Raw genomic sequence first — 20,954 nt, 5'->3', positions numbered from 1 at the left:
ATCAGGTACCTGCCAGCGGTGCAGGGGTGAGGTCGGCCAGCAGATCCGGTAGCCTCGATTCCTCGTAGACACCGTCAGCCTCGGCCAGCCATTCGACCGCGCCGGGCAGGCGCAGGAGTTCGGTGAGGAACCGCTGCCCGGCGGTGTCGCGGTCACAGGTCATCAGCAGACGGACCCCGGCGGTGGTCAGACCCTCCAGTAGCAGCCATGCCGCGATCGACGGGCGCCCGTACACGCAGATCAGCGGCAGAGCGTGGGGGCCTAGCCGTGCCGCCGCAGTTTCGACCACGACCGGGTTCTCGCACACCCGGACGGTGTGAAGGCCGGGTCCGGGTTCCCACCCGCGGCGCAGCGACCGGGCGGTCAGCCAGACTGGCTCACCGGTCTCGGCGGCTGCGGCGGCGATTGCCGCTGCTGCACCGGAGCCGGCCAGAGGCAGGTTGAGGACGAGGACAGTCGCCGAGACTTCGTCACAGCTGACGCCGACGCTCGCCCACAACTGCCGCCACGCGTCGGCGCTCAACGCGTTGCCGGCCGCAGCCGCTGCGGCGCCGGGATCCGTGGTGTGTGCGGCGGCGAGCAGGCGGGCGGCGAGCCGGCCGAGGTCGGCGTCGCGGTCGAGATGGTGCGGATTGCCGAACAGCGAGTTCGCGAGCTCCGGCAGCGGGCGGTCGGCGGCGGGCAGGTGCTGCCACAGCATGGCTAGAGCCTGGGCACGGCTGTCGGCCAGATCGGGGCTCGTGTGCTCGAGCCAGCGCCGGGTGCGCGCGAGTGCGACCGCATGCTCCGGGATGCCCGCGCTAGTCAGGACGGCGTAGGCGTTGTTGAGATGGTCCCGGGCGGCTTGCCGATCTAGTTCGCGTTTGGCGACCCGGTCGTCGAGCGGGCCGCCAAGCCGGACGAGGAGGTCTTCCAGGGTGTCGTTCAGGCCGTGCAGGGCTTTGCGTAGCCGGCCGAGGGTGACCGGAGCAGTGGAAGCTTCCCAGGACATCCCGAGGATCCGTCCGACCTGGTCGCGTTCAACCGCGTCAAGGGTGGCCCGGACGGTGACGCCGGGTCCGGTCTTGCCGTTCTCCAGCAGTTCTCGGGCGGCGGCGAGGATTTTCGTCGGGCCGGGCAGGGCGGCCCATCGGTCCGCAGCCGCGCTCACCGCATCTCCTCGCTGCCGGTGGCCCCAAGATCGGCAGTAAGCGTGGATAGTAGGTCCGGTCCGTCCTGTTCGGCTGGTCGCGGGGTGGCCAGCAGCGGCGCGGCGGTATCGGCGACCGGCACGACCTGCAGCGCGTTCCCGGCCCACAGCATCAGGGACAGGTCGACGCCGGGTAGCGGCGCCGGCGCCCGGGTAATGGTCCAGATCGCGGCGGCGGGGACCTGGGCCGCGGCGACGAGGGCGCCGGGGCCGGCGAGCAGGAAGTCAAGGTCGAAGTCGCACAGCATCCGCAGCATGATCGCCCGGTTGTTGGGATCGACGCCTTCAAACGCCTCGTCGAGCCACAGCGGGCGGGGCCCGGCCGGATTGTCGGAGTACAGTGCGACGAGGGTGGCCAGCAACGGCTGCATCAGCGTGACGACCTTACCGCCGCCGGAGTCGACCGCGTGGACCTGTTTCGTCAGCGGTTTCCATTTCGGGTCGGGGGCGGTCCCGACCCGAAACTCGCACACGACGTCGAACCAATCACGGTAGTCGAGCAGGGTGGCGAGCCGGTCGGTCCAGTCGTCGACTCCGGGCAGGCCGGCTTCCTGAACCTGCTGGAGCCGTTCGATGAGGAAAGCCTGCAATTGCTCCTGCGCAGCGTCGGATTCGAAGCTGCCGGACTCTAGGGCGCGCAAGATCTTATAGCCGGCCTGCTGTTCGTTGCGGGGATGCCGGCGCAGCCGCAGCGTGGTTCGGTTCGCTCCGGTCGGGTGCCGTTCGAGGACGTCGTTGACGGTGCTCAGCAGGCTCAGGACACGCTTGAGACGGTCGCGCAGGTGGTTTATGAATGTCGATGACAGAATCTGCGCGTACATCTGGTGCAGCTTCTCGTCGTGGGTCGCGGACAGCTTCGCGATTTGGTCGTCGAGGTGCGCGATCGCCGCGGCCGGGGTGAGTTGCTTGCCGGAGGCTTCCACCACCATGGTGATCTCCGGCAGTGGCCGGGCGTCGTCGGCTTCGGCGGCATGCACGGCGCGGCCGCCTTTGGCTTCGAGGCTGGTCTGCAGCTCGGTGTAGGGGCCGGCGAACAGCCGGGCGGTCACCTGCCGGACCCGGTCCTCGCGTCCGGTGCGCGTCGCCGGCCAGCTCGCCGGCCGCAGGTCGGCGATCGCGGTGCGGGCCTGCTGCAACGCGTCGTCGATGGTGCGCCCGCACGGCTCGGGCAGGTTGCGAGCCGCGGCGAGCCCCGCGTCGACCGGAATCCACCAGCTGACGACGGCGGCGGCGCGATCCTGTTCGGCGGTGGTCTGCTCCCGGCAGCGTTGCTCCCAGTCGCTCTGCGCGGTCGCGGCGGCCCCGGCCAGGGCGAGACCGTCACGGTGGGAGGCGGCGATCGCCGATTTGAGTGCGTCGGACTCACGATCGAGTTCGGCGGCCCGGTCGAACAACTCCTGGTCGCCGCGCGCGACAGCCTTCTCCGCCTCGGTGGCTCGCTCGTCGAGCAGTGCCGCCTCGGCCGCTGCGGTCTGCTCCGCCTCGACGCCGGCGTCAAGTTGGGCTTCGGACTCGGTGGTCTTCGATTCCGCTGCGGCGCTGGCCTGCTCGGCGCTGTCGCGGCCCTGGCCGGCGAGCCGGAGCCGGCCGATCGCGGCTGCGGCATTGTCGAGCGCTTCGGTGACGGCGTCGAGGTGCTCGTCGGAGTTCGGCAGCCGGTGTTCGAGCGCGTGGGCGGTCGCGTCCGCGGTCGCGGTCTCCCACACCTGGCGGGCGGCGTCGGCCTTGCCAGCCAGGGCCACGTGCTTGCGCTGGGCGGTGTCACGTTCGCGGTTGGCGGCCGTCAACGCCAATGCGGCGGCGACCACGTCACCGTCCGACGGCGCTTGCTCCGCCCTAGCTCGCAGCGCGGCGATCTCATCGACCAGGGTGTCCGCGGCCTGGTTCGCGTCATCGGCCCGGGCGCGGTGCTGCTCGGCCAGCTCGTGCAACTCGGTGATCCGGCGTTGCCGGGCGGCCGCGCGGGCGGCGGCGCCGATCAGCTCGGCGCCGTGTTCGGCCGGACCCGCTTGCCCGGCTGCGGTTGGGGTCTGCCAGCGGCCGTCGACGGCGACCGCAACAGCGTTGGCGTGCGGCTGCCCGGCCGGGGTGAACCCGATCCCGTCGAGGATCGCCGTGATCGTCGCGGTCAGCGGGCCGCTGTCGCCGGCCGGGACGAGCACCGTCGACAGTGCCGGACCAGTCGCCGCGGGCAGGCTCGTGGCGACCACGTCCGTGCCGTCGCGGCCGGCGGTGTACACCCCGTCGACGGTGACCCACGCGTCGAGCAGGCCCGCGGCGGTCAGAGCGGCCTCAACCTGGTCCAGCACGTCCCGCTCGACCCCGTCGGCCGGGTCGACCAGCCGCCACAGCGGCGCCCCGTCTGCGGACGGGAACGGTGGCCGCGGGCGGCGGGTCCAGCCGGCCGGAGCCGGCGGGACCGGGTCACCGTGCATCGCCAGCTCGTCGGCTTCCCGGTCAGCGGCCGTCGCCGCGGACTGCTGTTGTTCGGCTTCGGTGCGCAGCTGCGCGACTCGGATGGTCCGTGGGTCGACGGCCGGGGTGAGCCAGTCCCGCATCAGCAGCTGCTGCAGCACCTGACGCGGGCTCGCGGCGATCGACTCCGTCGTAACCTGCTCGAGCCACCGCTGCCGAAGGGCCGGCTCCGGTGCGGGTCCGGTCAGGGCGGCGGCCCACCGTTCCATGTCGTCGGACAGCTGCTGTACCGCGTCGCTGAGCCTGCCGGCGGCGGACTCGGCATCGGCGTTACGGGTGTTGAGCTCCGCTTCTGCGGCGCTCGCCAGGTCGTCGGCTGTCCGGTACTTCGCAGCCAGCTTGGTCATCTCCCGCAGCAGGTTCCGCAGGATGGCTACTGCGGTCCTGCGAGCGGCAACGGCCGCGTCCAGCCGGGCAGTATCCGCGTCGGCGGCCCATTGGGCCGCGAGGTCCCCGAGCATCGCCGTGCCGGCGGCGGTGACGGTGGCGGTCACCGCCGCCTGGTAGCCGGCGCGGGCGGTCTCCAGGTCCGCTTGCGCCTCGGTCTGCTTGGCCAGCGCCCGCTCGTGCAGGCTGCGCAGCGTGACCAGCGCTGCCGCGGCGTCATTGGCGCGGGTGGCGGCTTGGTTGGCGGCGCGGCGGGCGAACGTCGCGGCTTCGGCCCGGCCGGTCGCGCTCTTGTACGCCGCGGACTCCAGCAGCTGCCGATGCGCTGCGCGACTACGCTCGGCGGCGTTAGTGAGCTGCTGGGTCTTGGTCGACTCGGCGTTGAGAGCCTGCCGGGCCTGATCCAGCGTCGCGGCGGCGGCGTCCACGGCCGCCGACGCCGTGCTTAGCGCGGCGTCGGCTTCGGCGAGGGCGTCGGCGTGCTGGCGCAGCACGGCGTCCGCCCACGGCCGCCACGCCTTGGCGACGTAGTCCACGATCGCGGACCGGGCCTCCTCGGCGTCGGTGCGGTCGGCGCCGACCTGCTCGACCTGCTGCCAGCCAGAGGCGAGCCCCTCGATCTCGTCGCGGGCCAGCGGCGGCAATGCCGAGCGGATCTGGTTGGTGAACCAGTCCGGGTTCAGCTTCTGCCCCAGATGCGGGGTCCGCAGCGTCTTGAGCAGCTCGAGCACGGTCGCGTACCGGTCTTCATCGGTGAACCCGAACAGTGCGGTGGTCAGCTTGCGCCGATAGTGCGTGCCGGTGGGAAAGACCTGGACTCCGTCGATGCCGTCGAGGTGTTTCGGTTCGGTGACCGCCTGCCCGCTCACCAGGTCGAGGCCGGCGCGGACCCGGGCGGTGCCGTGGCAGATCATCCAGGTGCGGGTCAGCTGCGACACGCCCCGTTTGGCCTGCGCGTATAGCAGCGTGGTGAAGAACTCCGAGGTACCTTCGTCACGGATCCGGCCGTACTCGACCCACGCCCAGCCGCGATGCGCGGTCGCGGAGTCGTCGCGGCGGTCCTGGTCGTTGCCGGACGGCTCGACGTAGTACCGGAAGTCTTTGCCGGAGTCACCGAAGGTGTCGATGTTCTGCCGTTCGAGGTTGCCCGCGAGCATGATCAGCGTCGTCAACGTCATCAGCGTCGACTTGCCGGACTGGTTCGCGCCGACGAACTGGGCGCGGCCATCAGCGAACACGTACTCGGCGACGTCGAACTCCCACAAACCGATGACCCCGGCCCGTAGGATCTGCCACCGGTCGCGGACCGGATCCGGCAGCCGGCCGTGGGCGACGGCGTCGCGCCATCCGGCGAGTTGGGCGTCGGACAGGTGCGGGCCCGGTGACGGTACGGTCGGGCCGGCGAGGGCGGTCATCAGGCAATCCCCACAACGGTCAGGTCAGCGGCGGACGAGGTGCGGCTGGTGGTTTCGGGATAGAGGACGTCTGGGTCGCGGTAGCGGGCGGCGGGCGGCAGCAGCACCCAGCCGCCGTCACCGGTGACCCGCAGCAGGCCGAGCTCGGTCAGGACCCGCTGCGCGTCGTCGAGGACGACCTGCGGGTCGGCTTTCTGCCGGTCGTTCATGTACGCACCCCGCGACCGGATCAAGTCGTCGATCAACTCGTCGACCAGGACCCGAGTCAGGTGGACCGTGCCGTCGTCGTGGCGGACGCCGTCGCGGCCGGCCTGATCCGCGGCGAGCAGCGCGACCCAGTCCGCGGCTCTCGCCCGCGGCCAATCGGCGACCGTCGGCGGACGGCCGTCGCCGTCGCGCAGGACCAAGAGGATCCCTTCCTGCCGGGCCTCGATCGCACCGCCGGTCATCTGCGCCAGATAGCCGGCGTATCGGGACCGGTGCCGGCGCAGCGTGTCCGCGTCGGTCGGGTCGAGGTCGGCGTAGAGCACTGTCGGGGTTTCGACCAGGGCCCGCAGCAGCCGGATCGTGCGGGTCGCGTCCGCGTCCGCTGGTTCCGGCTGCAACGCGGCGGCGAGCACGTCTGGGCTGGTCATCAGCAGCAGCGCGTCCCGGTCGACTTCGTAGCCGGCGCCGGGGCCGGACCCGTCCTCAGTCCATTCCTCCAACATCTTCTCGTCGCTGGTCCGCCGGTTCAGCACACCCCAGCGGGCCAGCAGCGCCGCTGCGTCCCGCAATTGCCGGCGCTCGGACTTGATGTCCGGGTCGTAGGGCGACACCTGCACGCCGGGTGCGGCGCACACATCACGGACCATGTCGGACAACCGCTGCAGGGTGACCGTCCCGGACACCTCCTCGCAGCACGCCGCGATCAGGCACATCAGCGCCAGCAGCCGCCGAGACGGGGCGTCCGACGGCCGCGGCGGAACGGTCGCCGTTCCGCCAACCGGTACCCGGATCAGCCGGGCCGCCTGACCAACCCGCTGGATCCGGTACCCGAGCCGGCGCGCCGCCTCCGACAGCGGCTGCTGATGGCGAACCACCAGCCGGAACAACTCCCGATTCGTGGCCGGGGTGATCATCGGCTGGGCGAGCAGGCCGACGAACGCGTGCTGCGCAGCGACGTGCTGCTCCGACGTTCTGGCGCTCATCCGAAGCTCCCGGTCGTGGTGGCGGAGATGTGCAAGATCAGATCCGGGTGCACGAGCCGGCCCGCCGGTGTGTGGATCACCACGTCCGCGCCGCCGGGAACCGGTTCGGTCCGCAACGACCAGCGGCCGTCCCCGGTCGTCGCGGTCCGCGTCCCGGACGCCGTTGATCTGCCCCGCAGTATCGCGGTCAGGAACTGCAGCAGCAGCGTGGTCTCCGCCTCCGAGATCGGCGGCCAGTCCGACAACCGCATCCCCGAGCGGGCCACGACCGCCGCCTCGGTCTGCGCCGCCAAGGACTGCTGCGCCACCGCGTTCGCCCGCGCGATCTTCCGGTTGCCGGTGTTGTCGGCCAGCCGCGCCGGCGTCCCGGTCGTGCCGCGCGGGCCCTGCTTACGCAGCCGGGCTTCGACCGGCACCGTGTCGGACTCCCACCACGACGATGCGGACGGGTTACCGGCCGGCGCCGGCGCCGCCCCTGGCAAGTGCCGGGCCGCGTACAGGCCGGTCGCGTTGCACCACACCTGCCAGCCCGCCTCGTCATCGCCAGCGGCCTCGACCCGGGCCGCCAAAGCGAGCAGCTCGGCACGCCGCGACATGTGCCCACCGACTGCAGCCAGAGTCCGCTGCCCACGCAACAGCGGACCGATCGTGTCGCGCATCTGCCGCCGCAGCCGCCGGGCCTGACAGTCCGGGCCATCGAACCAGGAACGTAGCGTCTCCAAGGTTTGCCGGTACGTCCCGACCAGGTCCACGATCGCCGAGTCGTCGGCGTTCGGCCCGAGCATGCGCGCCGCGACCGCCCGCCACACCCCATCCGAGACCGCACCCAGTTCGTTCACCCGGCGGGTGATCGTCTCCGAATGCACGTCGACGCCGGCCCCCCACATGTCGACGTACCGGCGCAGGGTCTCCTGCACCACCGTGATTTTGTCGACGGTCGGGGTGCCGGCCAATGCGGACGCCAGCCGGGCCTGCCACCCGGCCGCGGCCCGCGCCATCGACTGGTGGGTATTCAAGATGATCGACCAGGCATTCGCCGCCTCGCCCGGATCCGATTCGGCGAGATCACGCAGCTGCGTCAGGTTCGCGGTCAACACGCCAGGCGCCAGCGTGGCCGCGGCCGCCGAAGCGGCGTCCTGCCCGAGACTCGTGACCGCCTGATGCAGCTGCGCGGCGATCTCGGTCAGCTGGAACCGGTCCAAGTTTCGGATGAAGTCCGCGTCCCGCAGCGCCCGGTCCTGGAACCGGTCGACGACACCCCACCGCTCCAGGCTTGTCATCCGCGCCGGCAGGTCAAACCCGGCCTCGTCGACCAGGGCGGGGTCCGCACCCGAGGCGGCCAGATGCGCCCGGATGAGGTCGGGAAGATCCGTGGCGGCGACACCGGTCAGGGTGTGCTGCTGCTGCGCGAGCAACACGTCGACGATCGCCCGATACTGGGCGGCGTACCTGCCCGGCGTCAGATAGCTGGCCTGCAGCAGGCCGCCGGGCATCCCGCCCAACTGCCACGCATCCGCGCCGGCGACGTCCTCCTCCGGACCCGTTCGCCGCACCCGCCAACCCCTCTCAGCGCTGGACCATTCCCTGTCTCCCGAGCGCTTCACACGACAGCGCCGTCCCGCCCGGGCCCCGCAGCATATGCGGACCGTCCGACACCTTGACCAGCCGGTATCCCGCCGGGTGACCGGGCCGTCACCAGCGCAGCCGCAGAGGTCACCCGTGCCACGGCGGACACCACGGCACGCACGGTTGGGTTACAGGCCAAGGTGATATCGCGGGAACAACTCGGTGATGAAAGCGCGGACCGCCGCGGTCGCGGTACGAGGATCGGCGGCGAGTTCTGCTGCGCCGAACCGGAAGACCTCGTAGCCAGCCAGGCGCAACCGCCGGTCCTCGGCCATCATCTCGGCATATTTGCGAGGGCTAGGACGTCCTTCGTCATCGCAGTAGTGCTGCTTGCCGTCGATCTCGATGACTACACGCTGGCTCTGAGGCAGCAGCAGAAGAAAGTCCATGCGCTGGCGTGGCAACGGGCCCGGAGTCCGTCGCTCCCGAGCGGTGTACGGGTCGTAGTGCAGGTAAACCTGGGGGATCAGCGCCGGGATCTTGTCGATCGGATGGGTGCCGTACAGCGCGCAGTACTCCTTGAAGAACAACTGCTCCGGCGGCGACTTGGGGTCCAGAGATTCCGCGAGCCGCGCGTACAGCAGGCGTCCGGGATGGACCAGGTCGTCGGTCGGGCGGCCCTGACTCTCGCTCCACCAGCGGACCAAGGCCGCCCAGCTGAGGCCTTCGTTGGGCAGAACACGGTCGTAGACCAGGCAGTATTGCGCGTTCTTGACGATCTCGACCTGATTGTTGACCGCATCGCGGAGTACGAGTTCGGGCTTAGGTCCATTCGCTCCGAAGATCAGATTCTTGAAGTCGCCGGCCACGCCGCGAGTGCCGCACCGACGCATCAGCTCCTCAAGCTCTTCCGAGCGGTAGTCGTCGAGAACGCGCCCACCCAGCACAACCAGGCGGTGCAACTCCCACGACTTGATGCGTCGACGGACATACCACTTCTTACCGTCATACGCCTCACTCGGAGTGCCAGGCTCCAAGCCGTACCTCTCGCACACCTCCGGCAGCTCCTGATGGTGAACCTGGTGCAATGTCTCGGCGATGGCAAGGACGAGATCCACCGGACGGACACGGTCAGTCATCGCTGCAGACTAGAGCGGTCACCGCCGGAAACCCAAGCCGCTCGGCAAACGTCGACACGAGCAGGCCACCACTCACCCCTCGGTCTCTGCTATGCAAGGACCGTGAACGAGCAAGGGCGGCTGCGCGCTGTGCTGGTGAATCGATACGAAAAGATCACCGACCGTCTGCTGAGTACCATCGCCGCCGAGAACGGCGACCGCTTACTGCCGAAGGTGCGCGTCGCCGACGTCATCGACGTCGACTCGTGGCCCGGAAACGCCCGATGGACAGGACTGGCCCAGCACTTCGACTTCGTGATGGTCGACGCTGAGACCTCCGCGCCGAAGTTCGCCGTCGAACTCGACGGCGCGCATCACTGGACTGACCCGGAAACCCGACGCCGGGACATCGTCAAGGACCAGCTGGCCGAATGGGCCGGCCTACCGCTGCTGCGGATCACCAGCGACTTCACGAGAAGGCGTGGCCGCTGGACCGTGCTCAACTACGCGGTAGAGACGTTCTACCTGTCTGAGGCGTTCGCCGCGGCGCAGGCCTCGGGCATCATTCCCTTGGATGAGCCGTACGTGCCGTTCATGTTTTGCATCCCGAACGGCAGCGGTGGGTTCGACGTGAACGCGCTCGACCAGCAAGCACGAGTGATGCTGGACGAAGCGTGTGACGCCGGCCGGATCCCGTCGCACGCTCCTGACATGTTCGGGACGCGGGACCCGGCGACCGGCGCCATCCAGTCGCACGCCTGGATGGCGGTTGCCCGCAACCGCTACCTTGTCGCGCGAGCCCGGGTCCGTGACTTCCGGTTCCAGGGCATCTCCGCGAGCGAGCTGGCCAGCCAACTCGTTATGGTCGACATGGCCGACCTTGCTCGTGGGTGGATGGTCGGAGAGCCTGTGGCGTGCGACGGCCGTACGCTGCGCAAGCACATGGTCGAAGTGCAGCAGGCGATCGATGCGGGTGGCTTACGCAGATCAGAGACAAGCGGCGCCTTGGAACCCGGTGGCCCCGTGCCGATAAAGATCACGACCCGGTTCCAGGGGATTCGGTCTAACAGGCCCGGGTGAGCCTCGACCCCGACAAGTCCGTTCCGTTCGCCACCGCGCACCACGGGTACCGGTGCGCGGTGGCGACAGCGAAGACCTCGCTACCGCGCCTGCCTACGACGGGTACGCCGCCTGGAGGCCGAAGGGGTCATCACCGGTTATACGGCGTCGTCGACCCGGCCAAACTGGGACGCGGGTTCGAGGTCCTCCTCCGCGTCGACCTGGGGCCGATGGCGTTTACCGCGGTGGAGGCGTTCGCACAGCGCATCGCCGCGATGGACGAGGTCGTGGAGCTGCGCCGTATGTTCGGTATCCCGGACTACCTGATCCGCGTCCAAATCGCCGACATGGACGCCTACGAACGCTGGCTGACCACCCAGCTGCTCGGAGCCCCCGCAATCGCCCGAGCCGAGTCCCGCATGACCATGAAACTGATCAAACCCGCACGGTAACCACCCAGGTCGGCGCACGGCTTCGCGGACCCCAGTTGGGTATGCCTGCCGGCGATCCAAGGCAGCGGTCGAGCGGTCAACCGCATCATGCCTACAAGACGCCCTCGATCCCCGCCGCGGTCCAGCCGGTCAAACACTCGGACACCTCCGTCAGGTCTTTGGTCTGCCAGGGCCCGTCGAAGTCGGTCACAACCACTCGTTGATGGCGGCGAGGTGGATGGTGGCTTCGTAGCGGACTGCGAGTTTGATGCCCCGGGCTGCCGATGCACCAGCGGAGTCCGCCGACCGCCAGTTAGGCGTCGACCTCGAACGCCGGGACGTAGCCGCGCCCAGCGCCAAGGTCTTCATAGACCGTTGTCTGGGCAACCCGGTTCCACCGGTGTCCGAGCAGAAGCGCAAGGCCGCCGGGCCCGGCGAGGAAGATGTGGACACGAGCGGCGGGCTTGCATTCGAGGTCTTGGCGGATAGCGTTGCGTAGCGCCTGGGCATAGGCGACGGCCTCGCCGGCGCCGGCGACGGACTGATCGTGTGCGCCGTCGGCGGGCAGCAGAGTGAGAATCCTGTCGATCGGGAGGTTCGCGTCGGTGACGTATCGGGAGACCGCGGTCGTCGGGTCGACGCTCATGCCTATGGCCACGGCCAGTTCGTTGCCGTTGCCGACAGTGGTCGTGACACCGTCGGGGGCGGAGACCGGTACGTGTTTCGCGTTCGACGTCCAGGCAACGCCGTTCTGCAGGTAGGTGATGGTGGTGCCGCTGACCTGGGCGAGGCGTGCGCCGACGGTGAAGAAGGTGGCCTGGCGCATGAAGCCGCGTAGGACGATGTCGTTGTTGCCCTGGGCGGTGAGGGTGTCGACGGCTTGGTCGATGTCGTTGCTAATGGTCGCCCAGTCGGCTGGGTCGCGTGGTTGGCGTCGCAGCGGTGGCGTGTCGCCGTCGTACAGGTCGACCCAGTCGAGGACGACGGTGGCGTCGTCGGGGTGCGGTTCGCGCTTGATCGCCTGGACGAGAAGTACGGCGCGAGGGTCGTCGGCGCGCAGGTTCACTCGCTCCACCTCCTTGCGGATGTCCTCGCGAGTGAGGATTCGCCTGCCTTCGCGTACCCATTTGTCGATGAGGGCAACACCGCGGTCAAGGGCCTCGTTGTCGGCTTGAAGTCCGTTGGCGAGCATGAGTGCCTGTGCGCGATCCTTCTCACTGCTGACGGTCAGGCCGACCTTGAACACGAGTCCGTCGAGCATCGCGAGCACGTCATCGCGATCGCATTGCAGGTGGCTCGCCCATTCATCGATGCGGAGCCCCTCCGGAGAGGTAGGACTTGCGAGGCGTGCCGCCGGGTTGAGGCAGTCGGAGCGTCCGTCGACGAGGCTCAGCAGCGGATCGGTCGGGTCGAGAGCGCGGTTGGTGGTCAGTTCCATGCTCGGCGGGACGTCGTCTCGGTCACGCAGCAGTTTCCAACTTCCGTGGAACTTTTGCAGCAGCGACTTGCCCTTCTTCGGCACGCCGGTCAGGTAGCCATCGTTGATGAGGTCGGCGGTCTTGGCCGCCCACTTCACCTGCGCGTAGCGGTGACGGTCGGCGATGGCGCGCAGGATGACGTCGTCCACGTTGCCGGCCCCGTTGACTTCGATCTCCAGTTGGTTGTACCCGGCGTTGGGCTGGAGGACGCGCAGGGCGGCTGACCAGGCGATGAGGTCCTGGTAGTAGAACCCGGATCGCAATGCTCCGACACGGGACAGCGAGCCAGCGGCAGGTTCGGGTTCGGGCGAGGTCATCGGTGGTCCTCCGTTGAGGTCGGGCGTTGGTCGTCGGTGACCAGGACCAGGGGGACGGCGACCGCGTGGTTGCCGAAGCAAGCCCATGCGTATGCCGCTGGCCGGTCCCACTGGGGGTTCGCGACGGCGATGATCGCGATGACGGTCTCGAAGCCGAGGTCGGGGTCCGCGAGCAGCCGCGCGTATGTGGCGAGGTCGCGTTCGCTCGGGACCGGGGCGGCGGCGAGGTGGGTGTGCCAGTCGCCGACCCAGATGCTGCCATCGCGGGTGAAGGCGTCGTGCGCGAGTTGCTGGGCGTGGCCGAGGTCGCGGAGGAAGAAGGCAGGCTGCCGCACGGCCGTCGGCCCGGGGCCGCCGGCGACCCGGATTTCCGCCACGCCGTCGTGGACGTGGCCGAGCAGGATGCCGCCGGTCTCGTTACCGTCCTGGGAGCGAGTGCATTCCTGCCTGATGACGGCGTGGGCGGCGGCGGTGAGATGAACACGCTGGACGGGCGACTCGACCGTCACGGTTCCTCGCAGGTCGGGCAGCCGGATACGGGCGGGCGAGCGTCCAGCCAGCGCAGTTCTCCGGCGCGGGCCAGGTCGAACGGCGGCGGCCAGCCTGGTTTCGGGCGGAGCGCGAGCAGTCCGTGATCGCCGGGCAGCCGCTGGTCCGGGTGGCCTGCACATTCCAGGAGCGTGGCGACGGCGGCCTTGGCGGCGAGTTGGCCGACCAGGTGGAGGTCCGACCCGACCGCGGTCATAGGCCGGTGGCGGGTGCCGGTGCCGTAGCCTGCGTCCAGGGCGGGCTCGGGATCGATCGCTCCGGCGTCGGTGAGAGCCTGCCGTTGGCAGACCAGGCAGCCCCGGTCCGGCCACGGCCGTAGCCGCAGGATCTCACCGATCCCGCCGTCTTCCAGCACGCAGGCGAGTACGGCCTCCAGCCCGGCGCGGCGGGCCAGGTGGCTGACGACCCGGCGCGGGGCGACACCGTCGGCGGTGCACACGACGAGGTCGCTGCGGGCCAGCAGCGGTCGAACCTTGTCGGCGTCGCGGATGACGTCGAGAGCGTGCGGCTCGATGTGAGTGTCGGGCCGCAGTTTTTCAAGGTCGTCGCGGAGGGCGAAGACCTTCATCTTGCCGACCTGCGCCGGGCCGCTGACGTGACGCACGAGGTTGTGCCACAGCAGGCGGTCCGGGTCGACGAGCACCAGCCGGCCTACGCCGTAATCGGCGAGGGCGTGCACCGTAGCGCCGCCGATGCTGCCGGTCCCGACGACCGTTACCGTTGCTGCGGCCAGCGGGTCGACCGGCCACTGAGGGGCGAGTTGCGCGTTGCCGACGACCTGCGGTTCGCACGCCACGTCCAAGGGTTTTACGCCGTCGGCGGTCACGAGCCAGGCCGCGAACTCGGCGATCCCGGCCCCCGGATGGTCGATCTCCGCGTTGGGCGCATAGGTGAGCGCGATGTAGCCGCTCCCGCCACCCGGCTGCTTGAAGCCGGACGGCACCAGTTCGGCGAACGCGGGCACCGGCAGCACGCCGCAACGGTGCCGCCCGTATTCCCACGCGACGTGCAGGTCGGTGGCCACCCGAAACCAGTAGCCGCTCGGGCGCGGATCTCCGAAGTTGAGGAAATGCGTACGCGGTGACATCTCCACCGGGAGCGTCAGCCCCTCCTTCACCGAGATCGCGCACAGGTAGCCGACGTTCTCGGCATCGGAGACCCTGAAGGTCGCACTTCCGTGGCTGCCTGCGGCACGCAGCCGGTCAACGCCCTCGCGCGGGACCAGGACCAGGAGCCGGTTCACGAAGCGCCGTCCGGTTCACGCTCTGCCTGTTGGTCACCAGAATCCTCGATGGCCTCGGCCGCCACCGCGATCAGGTGGTCGGACTGCGCGTCGTCGACGATGCCGTGCAGGGTCATCGCCTCGATCACGCCGGCCTTCATCAGCGCGTACTCCACCCGCCAGCCAGCCGCCTTCAGCAGCAGGTCAACCACCGAGCCGCTGCCGTTCCAGGTCGCGTCGTCCTGTAACAAGCACAGGCTGCCATCGCCGTTGACGTGCCACTTGTGGTCCGTTCGCTCGGCGATCCCCGGTTCCGGGTCCTGCGGGTAGATCAACGGCGCGACCATTGGGTAGGCGTGCCCGTACAGGAGACCGACCTGCAGGCCCTCCTCGCCGATCAGCGCCCGTAGTGCGGCGGGCTCCGGCCGGTCGAACGGCCACCGAGGCAGCCGCCCGATCCATCCGCCCGCACCCTGGTCAAACCATCGCAATCCGGGAAACCGTTCGCTGACCTCGGTCTTATCGCGAGCGAGCCGGCGCGGCTCGCACTGCCACCACGTCACCGCGCCGCCGTCGTCAGATGTCATCGGTCAGCCCTGCGGGGCGTCCTTAATCGGCCGGGGCAGGATGAGCGCCGGTCCGGTCACGGCCGGGCTGACCTTCGTCTTCGCCGGTGCCGGGAAGTCCTCGCCGAAGATCTCCTGCCAGGCCCGCAGCGCGTCGTCCGTGTCGCCGGCCACCGCATGTTCGCACGCGCGTGTGGCAATCTCCGACGCCTCCTCCAGCGCGGTCCGAAGGCCGACCTTGTCCAGGTCCGGCTGGATCAGGCCGCAGTGGCCCGCCGGGTCCTCGATCGGCGTGTTCACCCGCACCGCCGCGGCGGTGAAGAACGCCCGCAACGCCTCCGCGCGGCTCCCGGAGCGGGGCATGCATTCGAAAGCCAGGACCTCGATCAGCAGCGACTTGATCTTGCCATCGACCTTCACGGAGCGACGCCAGTCCTTGAGGACGCGCACGATCGGCCGAAAGTACGCCCAGTCCGCCTGGTGGTCCTCCACGCGCCGGATCAGGTCTTCCGGGTCCGCGGTCACCCACGTCTGGGACAGCGCCTCCGGGATCAGCAGCGTGCCATCGGCCTGCCGAAGCGCCGGCATCGTGTCGACGGTGAATGCCTCCGGGTCATCCGGGTCGTCGATGAAGCACTTCACCGCGTGGTTGCGCCAGCGCGCCAGCCGGACCAACTTGTCGACGGTGCCGTTGGTCGCCCCCAGCAACGCGTTGACCCGCCCCCGCGTGTAGTCCAGGGCCTCCTCAGCCGAGTCGCCGGACTGGCCCCAATCCGGGTGGTCATCCTCCGCGTACACGACCACCAGGTCCACGTCGTGGATCGGCTTGAGTTGTGTGCTGCGGCGCAGCGAACCCGACCCGAACACCTCCGCGACGTCACTCTCGGCCTCGAACGCCTCCTTGAATATGTCACGCCGAGCGCGGGCCAACACCACCTGCATCCGCTCGGCGTCCACAGTCTTCTGGAACTCGTCGAACGCCTCGTCTACGCCCATCTCTCTCCTATACGGTCAAACCATCGCATCGGTGGGCGACCGCCGGGCTCATAGGTAACCCACGGTCACCAACCTCGCTGGCGGGCCGTCCATTCCCGACTTCGCGTCGAAGATGCCGACCGTACCGCCGGGGTACGACATCCAGTCCGAGATCACGCTTTCACCGGCGGATATCCGGGCTCGGTGCGCATCACCCGGCGAGGCCATCTACTCCTACTTGACCCCGACGACGCCCTCTACGCACTCGGGCGTCGCCACTACAGGCAGCCACTGAGGCGCAGCGCAGCGCCATCTCTCCACGCCGCGACGGCAGCCGCCGATGATGCGTACGCGTTCGTCGGCAAGCGGGACGCCGGAAACCATCCGATCTCCGCGCACTTGTGCGGTTCGACGTTGACCGGTTGGCCGTAGCATGCGGGCTCGTACGCAGCGGCGAAGACCAGCCCACGCGACCCTGGCCGGCCCGGCTGCGGTGATGAACCGTGGCGGCGAGTCGCACCATGCCGCGGTCCAGCCACGCGCCGATCTCCTCCGACGTCTCGCGCACGACTGCGGTGACCACGTCCTCACCGGCTTCGAGTTTGCCGCTCGGCAGCACCCATCGACCGTCCGCATACCCCGTCCCTGCCGAAGACCGAGCAGGACACGATCGCCGTCAGCAAGCAGGAACAACACGTCGACCGGGTGCATGGGAATCGTCACGTCCCCATCAATCCTGGTCATCGGATCCCCGTTCGCGCCCACCCTGTGCCGCAGCGAGGTCACTGATGATCGTTGCCACCATCTCCCGCAGTCGGCGCAGTTCCCCTGCAGTGAGGCCAAGCTCGTAGCAGTGGTGGTGGCCTGCTCGAGACAGCGCCGACCAGGCGTATCCGGCGCGGGCGGCGATCGACCGGCCAGCGTAGCGGTCGAGGATCAGGAACTGGGGCGACCGGGCTCGCATCGGCAAGACCTCCGGGTGACAGCGCCGCCAGTAGTCGTCCATGGCGCCCTCAAGCGCGAGCCGAAGGAGCCAGGCGCAGGCTCGTGGCCAGGCGCCGCGGGTGCCCCGTACGACGCTGGACAGTGAGCCACCCCCGTTTTCATGGAGCTTCTTGATCATGGTCTGATGGCCGTGGGGAGGAAGTCGTCCGTGGCAGCACCGAAGAAGTACCCCGATGAGCTACGTCAGCGCGCTGTGCGCTTGTATCGCGAGTCGGACCCGAAGCCGGTGATCCGGCGCCTGGCCGAGCAGCTCAGCGTGCATCACGAGGCGTTGCGGAACTGGATCCGGCAAGCCGAGGCCGACGCGGGTGAGCGCACCGACCGGCCGACCAGCGAGATGGCGGACGAGAACCGGCGGCTGCGCAAGGAAGTGGCCGAGTTGCGGCGGGCGAACGAGATCCTGAAGGCCGCGAGCGCGTATTTCGCGGCGGAGCTCGACCCGACCCGGCGACGGTCATGAGGTTCGTCCATGAACACCGTGACCAGTTCGCGGTCGCGCTCCTGCTACGGGTCCTGAACATCGGCGCCTCGACCTACTACGCGTGGGTCAAGCAGGTCGAGCAGCCCTGCGACCGGGACGTGGTCGACCTGGGGCTGATCTCCAACATCCACGAGATCTGGGAGACCTCTGGGCGTACCTACGGCGCGGACCGGGTCCACCGGCAGCTACGCCGTGACGGCATCCGTGTGGGCCGCAAGCGCATCGAGCGGCTGATGGCCGAGCAGGGCTGGCAGGGTGCGTTCCTGCGTCGAGGCTGGCGTGGCGGCTCCACGAAGCAGGATCCCCGGCACACGCCGGCGCCGGATCTGGTCAACCGGCAGTTCACCGCCGACGGGCCGAACCGGCTCTGGGTTGCCGACGCCACCCGCATTCCCTGCGGTGAGGGCGTGTTCTGGTTGGCTGCGGTCCGCGACGCGTTTTCCCGCCGGATCGTCGGGTGGAAGACGTCTGACCGCTGCGACACCGACTTGATCCTCGCCGCCCTCGAATACGGCATCTGGTCCCGCGACGTCCGCGACGGCCAGTTGATCCACCACAGCGACCGCGGGTCGAACTACACGTCCTTCCGCTTCGCGGAACGCTTACAGGACAACGGGATCCTGCCGTCGATGGGCTCCGTCGGCGACTCGTATGACAACGCCCTGATGGAGAACTTCTGGTCGACGCTGAAGATCGAACTCGTCTACCGCACGTCCTGGCGGACCCGCGACGAGGCAGAGAACGCGATCTTCGCCTACATCGACGGCTGGTACAACACCCGCCGCATCCAACGCGAGCTGGGTTACCTCAGCCCGAACGAGTACGAGGCCGCCTGGCACAGCCGCCATACCGAGTCAGCCGAGCCACCTATCGCCACCCCTGCGCCAGCCGGCAGCAGGTAACCACCGCTCCATCAAAGCGGGGGGAACTCACAGCAGCTGGTCGGCAGCCTCCAGGCAGTTCTGCGGGACGGCCACGAGCTGACCGGCCGTCATCGCAGGTGCTCCGCGAGTCGGCGTGCGTCTCGCACCAGCACCTCGAGATTGAAGGTGCCCGGCCCATGTACGCCCTGCTTGCAGGCCTGGAACGCATCACCGGCCCAACCACCGAAGCGGTTGATTCGGCCGAGCACATCCTTACCGCGGTGCAGATCGCCGAAGAGCGCCAGGGCCGTTACCTGGTTAAGCGTCAGTGCCTTCTCGATGAGTTCCTCCACGTCGCCGTGTCGTTCGCCGCGCGCTATCCGCTCCCGCCGGATCCGCTCATGACAGGCGGCCTCGAGAGCTGAACGGCAGAACCCGGAGACCAGCGGGTAGCGGGCGTTGTCGGGCAGTTCCTCGGCCTTGAGGATCGCGGTGGCGTCATTGAGGTACCGCTCGACCGGGTCGCTGTTCTTCCGGATCTCCACCACCGACTCGTCCCGCCGGGTGACCGCCCAGATGGTGGCCTCGATGCGCAACCGGCGTACCGCCTCGGGCAGTCGGTTGTCGTGGGTGAAGACCACGACCTGCCGGGTCTCCGCCAGGCCGGCCAGCACCTGCGCCAGGCCGTCGACCTTCGATGGGTCCATGCTCTGGACCGGGTCGTCGATGATGACGAACCGGAACGGGCTGTCGTCGGCGCAGGCACGGGGCAGGAACACCGACAGACCGAGGGCCTGCAGCTCTCCCTGGCTCATGACCGCCATGGCGGAGGTGGTGGTGCCATCAACCTTGGCGGGGAAGGAGATCTTGCGGCGGGTGTTGGTGCCGTCCAGGCGCATCCCGCTCAGTTCGACGTTGCTCTCCTGCCGCAGCTCGTCCCAGATCTCCTGAGACCGCTGGGCAAACGGCTGGAACCGCTGGTCGCGCAGCGCCGTGATCGCGTTCTTCAACCAGTCTCGGGCGGCGTTGACACGCTTGAGCTTCGCCTCGTTCTCGGCGGCGGTCCGGGCCCGGATCAGCCAGTCCTGCAGAGCGACGGCATGCTCGCGCCAGGCGTCGTGGCGCTGCCGGAGCCAAGCGCTCGTCGCCTCCTGCAACTCCGTGAACGCCTCGAGCAGCGCCGGATAGGTGGCCCGGAGGTGTCCGGCAAGCTGGTCGTGTGAGAGCTGGTCGTTCACAGGGTGCAGCTCATCCGCCCGCGAACGGAACCGCTTCACCATGTCAGCCTGGTCGAGTACGCCAGCCAAGGCCTCCAGATCGTCGGTGCTGATCCGTCGGTCGAGGTCGAGCAGCCTCGAAACCCGGGCGCGGGCATCCCGAAGTCGTCGGTGCCCCTCCTCCACGGCGACAGCGTCGCGTTGCAGCTGCTCGAGAGTGGCGCCGGCGTGGGCTCGCCAGTCGGCGTCGAGGGTTCGCGAGCCACAGACGGGGCACGGGCCATCGCCGTGCTCGGCGTGGAAGGTGACTGCCATGCGGAGCAGCTGGGCCGCCTGGTCGGCCGTGCCAGCCTGGGTGGCGGAGAGGTCAGCAACCTGTGCTGCCACAGCCATGAGTTCGTGGGCCACCTCGCTGGCGTAGGCCAGGTCTGGCAGCGCTACGGCGACCAATCGGCGGGCCGCAACTGCCACCGGGTCGCTGACGTCGCTGCCCGCGTCGGCGAGCAGCTGGTCGAGAGCATCGAGGTCAGGAGCCCGCTTCGCGAGAAGCGCGCACGCTCTCTGTGCCCGCGGGTCGTCGACACCGGCGAGCGCGACCCGCAGCGCGTCCCGCGCCGACTTGACCGCGGCGATCTGATCACTCAGATCCTTGCGGATCCGCATCAGCCGTTTGTCAGCATCGATGATCGGGTCCAAGCCGAGGATCGGGGCCAACGCGTCGAAGAGCCCACTGGGCGTGGAGGTGATGAGCCGAGCGAGGTCGCTCGCGGTGAGGAATGGCCGGTATGCCTCGAGTGGTTGCTGCCATCCCAGCTCCGCCGTCTCCCCGTAGCGGTTGCCGTCATCGGCCAGGATGTTCCCTACGCTCTGGTGTGCCTCCGTGTGGTCATCGCGCCACGAGCGACGTACCCGGATGGGTTTTGCGGCTCCATCAGCGCGCAGCAGCACTTCGATCTCGCAGGGCGACCCGCAGTGCAGGTTTCGCCAGCCGTCCTTGAAGACGCTGTTGCGGTCGGCCCAGCGCGCACTGTCGCCGGTCAGGGCCAGCTCAGCGGCCTCCGCATAGCTCGACTTGCCCGAGCCGTTTCGACCCACGACGAGGGTGAGCCCCGCGTGCGGCTGCAGTCGGAGGCTCTGCTGTGGACCGACACCTCGGAAGCCTGCGACGGAGATCGACTCGAGGTAGAGCGGCTGTGGACGCGGTCGCGTCGACGGGTCCCGCGTCGGCAGCTCGACGGGGTCTCCCCCGAGGACGGCGGCAAGCTGCTCGTCTCCGACGTACGCGGCGAGTACAAGATCTACGAGATCGCCAGAACCGTTGTCCTCGGCCAACCGGTCGAAAACCTGGTCGAGTAGCGACTGGTCCGGGGCCATACGGGTCTCCCTTCCAGGCCCGACGGTAAGTATTGTTGCCTGCACCAACAACCCCTCAGACGGGTGATTGCTGGAAA

Annotated in this window: 16 protein-coding genes and 1 pseudogene; 4 read left to right on the top strand and 13 right to left on the bottom strand. The window is 69.1% G+C overall.

The window, feature by feature from the left end:
• Nucleotide 1: 1 nt before the first annotated feature.
• From SM577_RS17280 to SM577_RS17260, 5 genes are all read right to left on the bottom strand, one after another.
• Complete coding sequence (locus SM577_RS17280; protein WP_474587362.1) at nt 2-1,150, bottom strand: TIGR02679 domain-containing protein; 1,149 nt, start codon at nt 1,148-1,150, stop codon at nt 2-4.
• Nucleotides 1,147-5,466 (bottom strand): TIGR02680 family protein, encoded by a 4,320-nt coding sequence (locus SM577_RS17275; protein ID WP_474587361.1) that lies wholly within the window; start codon nt 5,464-5,466, stop codon nt 1,147-1,149. Before SM577_RS17275 ends, SM577_RS17280 begins: the two co-directional genes overlap by 4 nt.
• Nucleotides 5,466-6,656, bottom strand: a complete 1,191-nt coding sequence (locus tag SM577_RS17270; RefSeq protein WP_474587360.1) for a TIGR02678 family protein — start codon at nt 6,654-6,656, stop codon at nt 5,466-5,468. Before SM577_RS17270 ends, SM577_RS17275 begins: the two co-directional genes overlap by 1 nt.
• The gene (locus SM577_RS17265) at nt 6,653-8,209 is read right to left on the bottom strand and encodes a DUF2397 domain-containing protein (RefSeq protein WP_474587359.1); all 1,557 of its coding nucleotides are present in this window, start codon (nt 8,207-8,209) and stop codon (nt 6,653-6,655) included. The genes SM577_RS17270 and SM577_RS17265 overlap by 4 nt, the downstream gene beginning before the upstream one ends.
• Before the next feature lie 201 nt (nt 8,210-8,410).
• Complete coding sequence (locus SM577_RS17260; protein ID WP_474587358.1) at nt 8,411-9,361, bottom strand: hypothetical protein; 951 nt, start codon at nt 9,359-9,361, stop codon at nt 8,411-8,413.
• Nucleotides 9,362-9,463: 102 nt separating this feature from the next.
• Here SM577_RS17260 and SM577_RS17255 point away from each other — a divergent pair, with 102 nt between their 5' ends.
• The gene (locus SM577_RS17255; RefSeq protein WP_474587357.1) at nt 9,464-10,420 is read left to right on the top strand and encodes a DUF2726 domain-containing protein; all 957 of its coding nucleotides are present in this window, start codon (nt 9,464-9,466) and stop codon (nt 10,418-10,420) included.
• Complete coding sequence (locus SM577_RS17250; RefSeq protein WP_474587356.1) at nt 10,417-10,851, top strand: Lrp/AsnC family transcriptional regulator; 435 nt, start codon at nt 10,417-10,419, stop codon at nt 10,849-10,851. Before SM577_RS17255 ends, SM577_RS17250 begins: the two co-directional genes overlap by 4 nt.
• Before the next feature lie 292 nt (nt 10,852-11,143).
• Here the strand turns inward: SM577_RS17250 and SM577_RS17245 are convergent, their stop codons facing one another.
• The 7 genes and pseudogenes from SM577_RS17245 to SM577_RS17215 form a co-directional block, all read right to left on the bottom strand.
• A complete protein-coding gene (locus SM577_RS17245; protein ID WP_474587355.1) occupies nt 11,144-12,625 on the bottom strand; it encodes an SAVED domain-containing protein in 1,482 nt (493 codons plus the stop codon).
• The gene (locus tag SM577_RS17240) at nt 12,622-13,134 is read right to left on the bottom strand and encodes a Mov34/MPN/PAD-1 family protein (protein ID WP_474587354.1); all 513 of its coding nucleotides are present in this window, start codon (nt 13,132-13,134) and stop codon (nt 12,622-12,624) included. The genes SM577_RS17245 and SM577_RS17240 overlap by 4 nt, the downstream gene beginning before the upstream one ends.
• On the bottom strand, nt 13,131-14,417 hold the full coding sequence (locus SM577_RS17235; RefSeq protein WP_474587353.1) for a HesA/MoeB/ThiF family protein: 1,287 nt from the start codon (nt 14,415-14,417) through the stop codon (nt 13,131-13,133). The genes SM577_RS17240 and SM577_RS17235 overlap by 4 nt, the downstream gene beginning before the upstream one ends.
• Entirely contained in the window at nt 14,414-14,983 is a 570-nt protein-coding gene (locus tag SM577_RS17230) for a hypothetical protein (protein ID WP_474587352.1), read from the bottom strand. The genes SM577_RS17235 and SM577_RS17230 overlap by 4 nt, the downstream gene beginning before the upstream one ends.
• 3 nt (nt 14,984-14,986) lie before the next feature.
• Nucleotides 14,987-15,958: a nucleotidyltransferase domain-containing protein gene (locus SM577_RS17225; RefSeq protein ID WP_474587351.1), complete on the bottom strand. Its 972-nt coding sequence runs from the start codon at nt 15,956-15,958 to the stop codon at nt 14,987-14,989.
• A gap of 190 nt (nt 15,959-16,148) precedes the next feature.
• A pseudogene (locus SM577_RS17220) lies at nt 16,149-16,562 on the bottom strand (NUDIX domain-containing protein); the annotation flags it as partial.
• Nucleotides 16,563-16,667: 105 nt separating this feature from the next.
• Entirely contained in the window at nt 16,668-17,060 is a 393-nt protein-coding gene (locus tag SM577_RS17215) for a hypothetical protein (protein ID WP_474587350.1), read from the bottom strand.
• 30 nt (nt 17,061-17,090) lie between these two features.
• On the opposite strand from SM577_RS17215, the gene SM577_RS17210 reads away from it, so the two are divergent.
• Nucleotides 17,091-17,402: a transposase gene (locus SM577_RS17210; protein WP_474587331.1), complete on the top strand. Its 312-nt coding sequence runs from the start codon at nt 17,091-17,093 to the stop codon at nt 17,400-17,402.
• A complete protein-coding gene (locus tag SM577_RS17205) occupies nt 17,399-18,325 on the top strand; it encodes an IS3 family transposase (protein ID WP_474587330.1) in 927 nt (308 codons plus the stop codon). The genes SM577_RS17210 and SM577_RS17205 overlap by 4 nt, the downstream gene beginning before the upstream one ends.
• An 89-nt stretch (nt 18,326-18,414) precedes the next feature.
• Here the strand turns inward: SM577_RS17205 and SM577_RS17200 are convergent, their stop codons facing one another.
• Nucleotides 18,415-20,877 carry an AAA family ATPase gene (locus tag SM577_RS17200; protein ID WP_474587349.1) on the bottom strand — a complete coding sequence of 821 codons (2,463 nt, stop codon included), beginning with the start codon at nt 20,875-20,877 and terminating at the stop codon, nt 18,415-18,417.
• Between the last annotated feature and the right edge of the window lie 77 nt (nt 20,878-20,954).

It is taken from the genome of Micromonospora desertarenae, from assembly GCF_056150265.1.
Note: the sequence above shows the minus strand (reverse complement) of the source record. Positions and strands in the feature narration are given on the sequence as shown.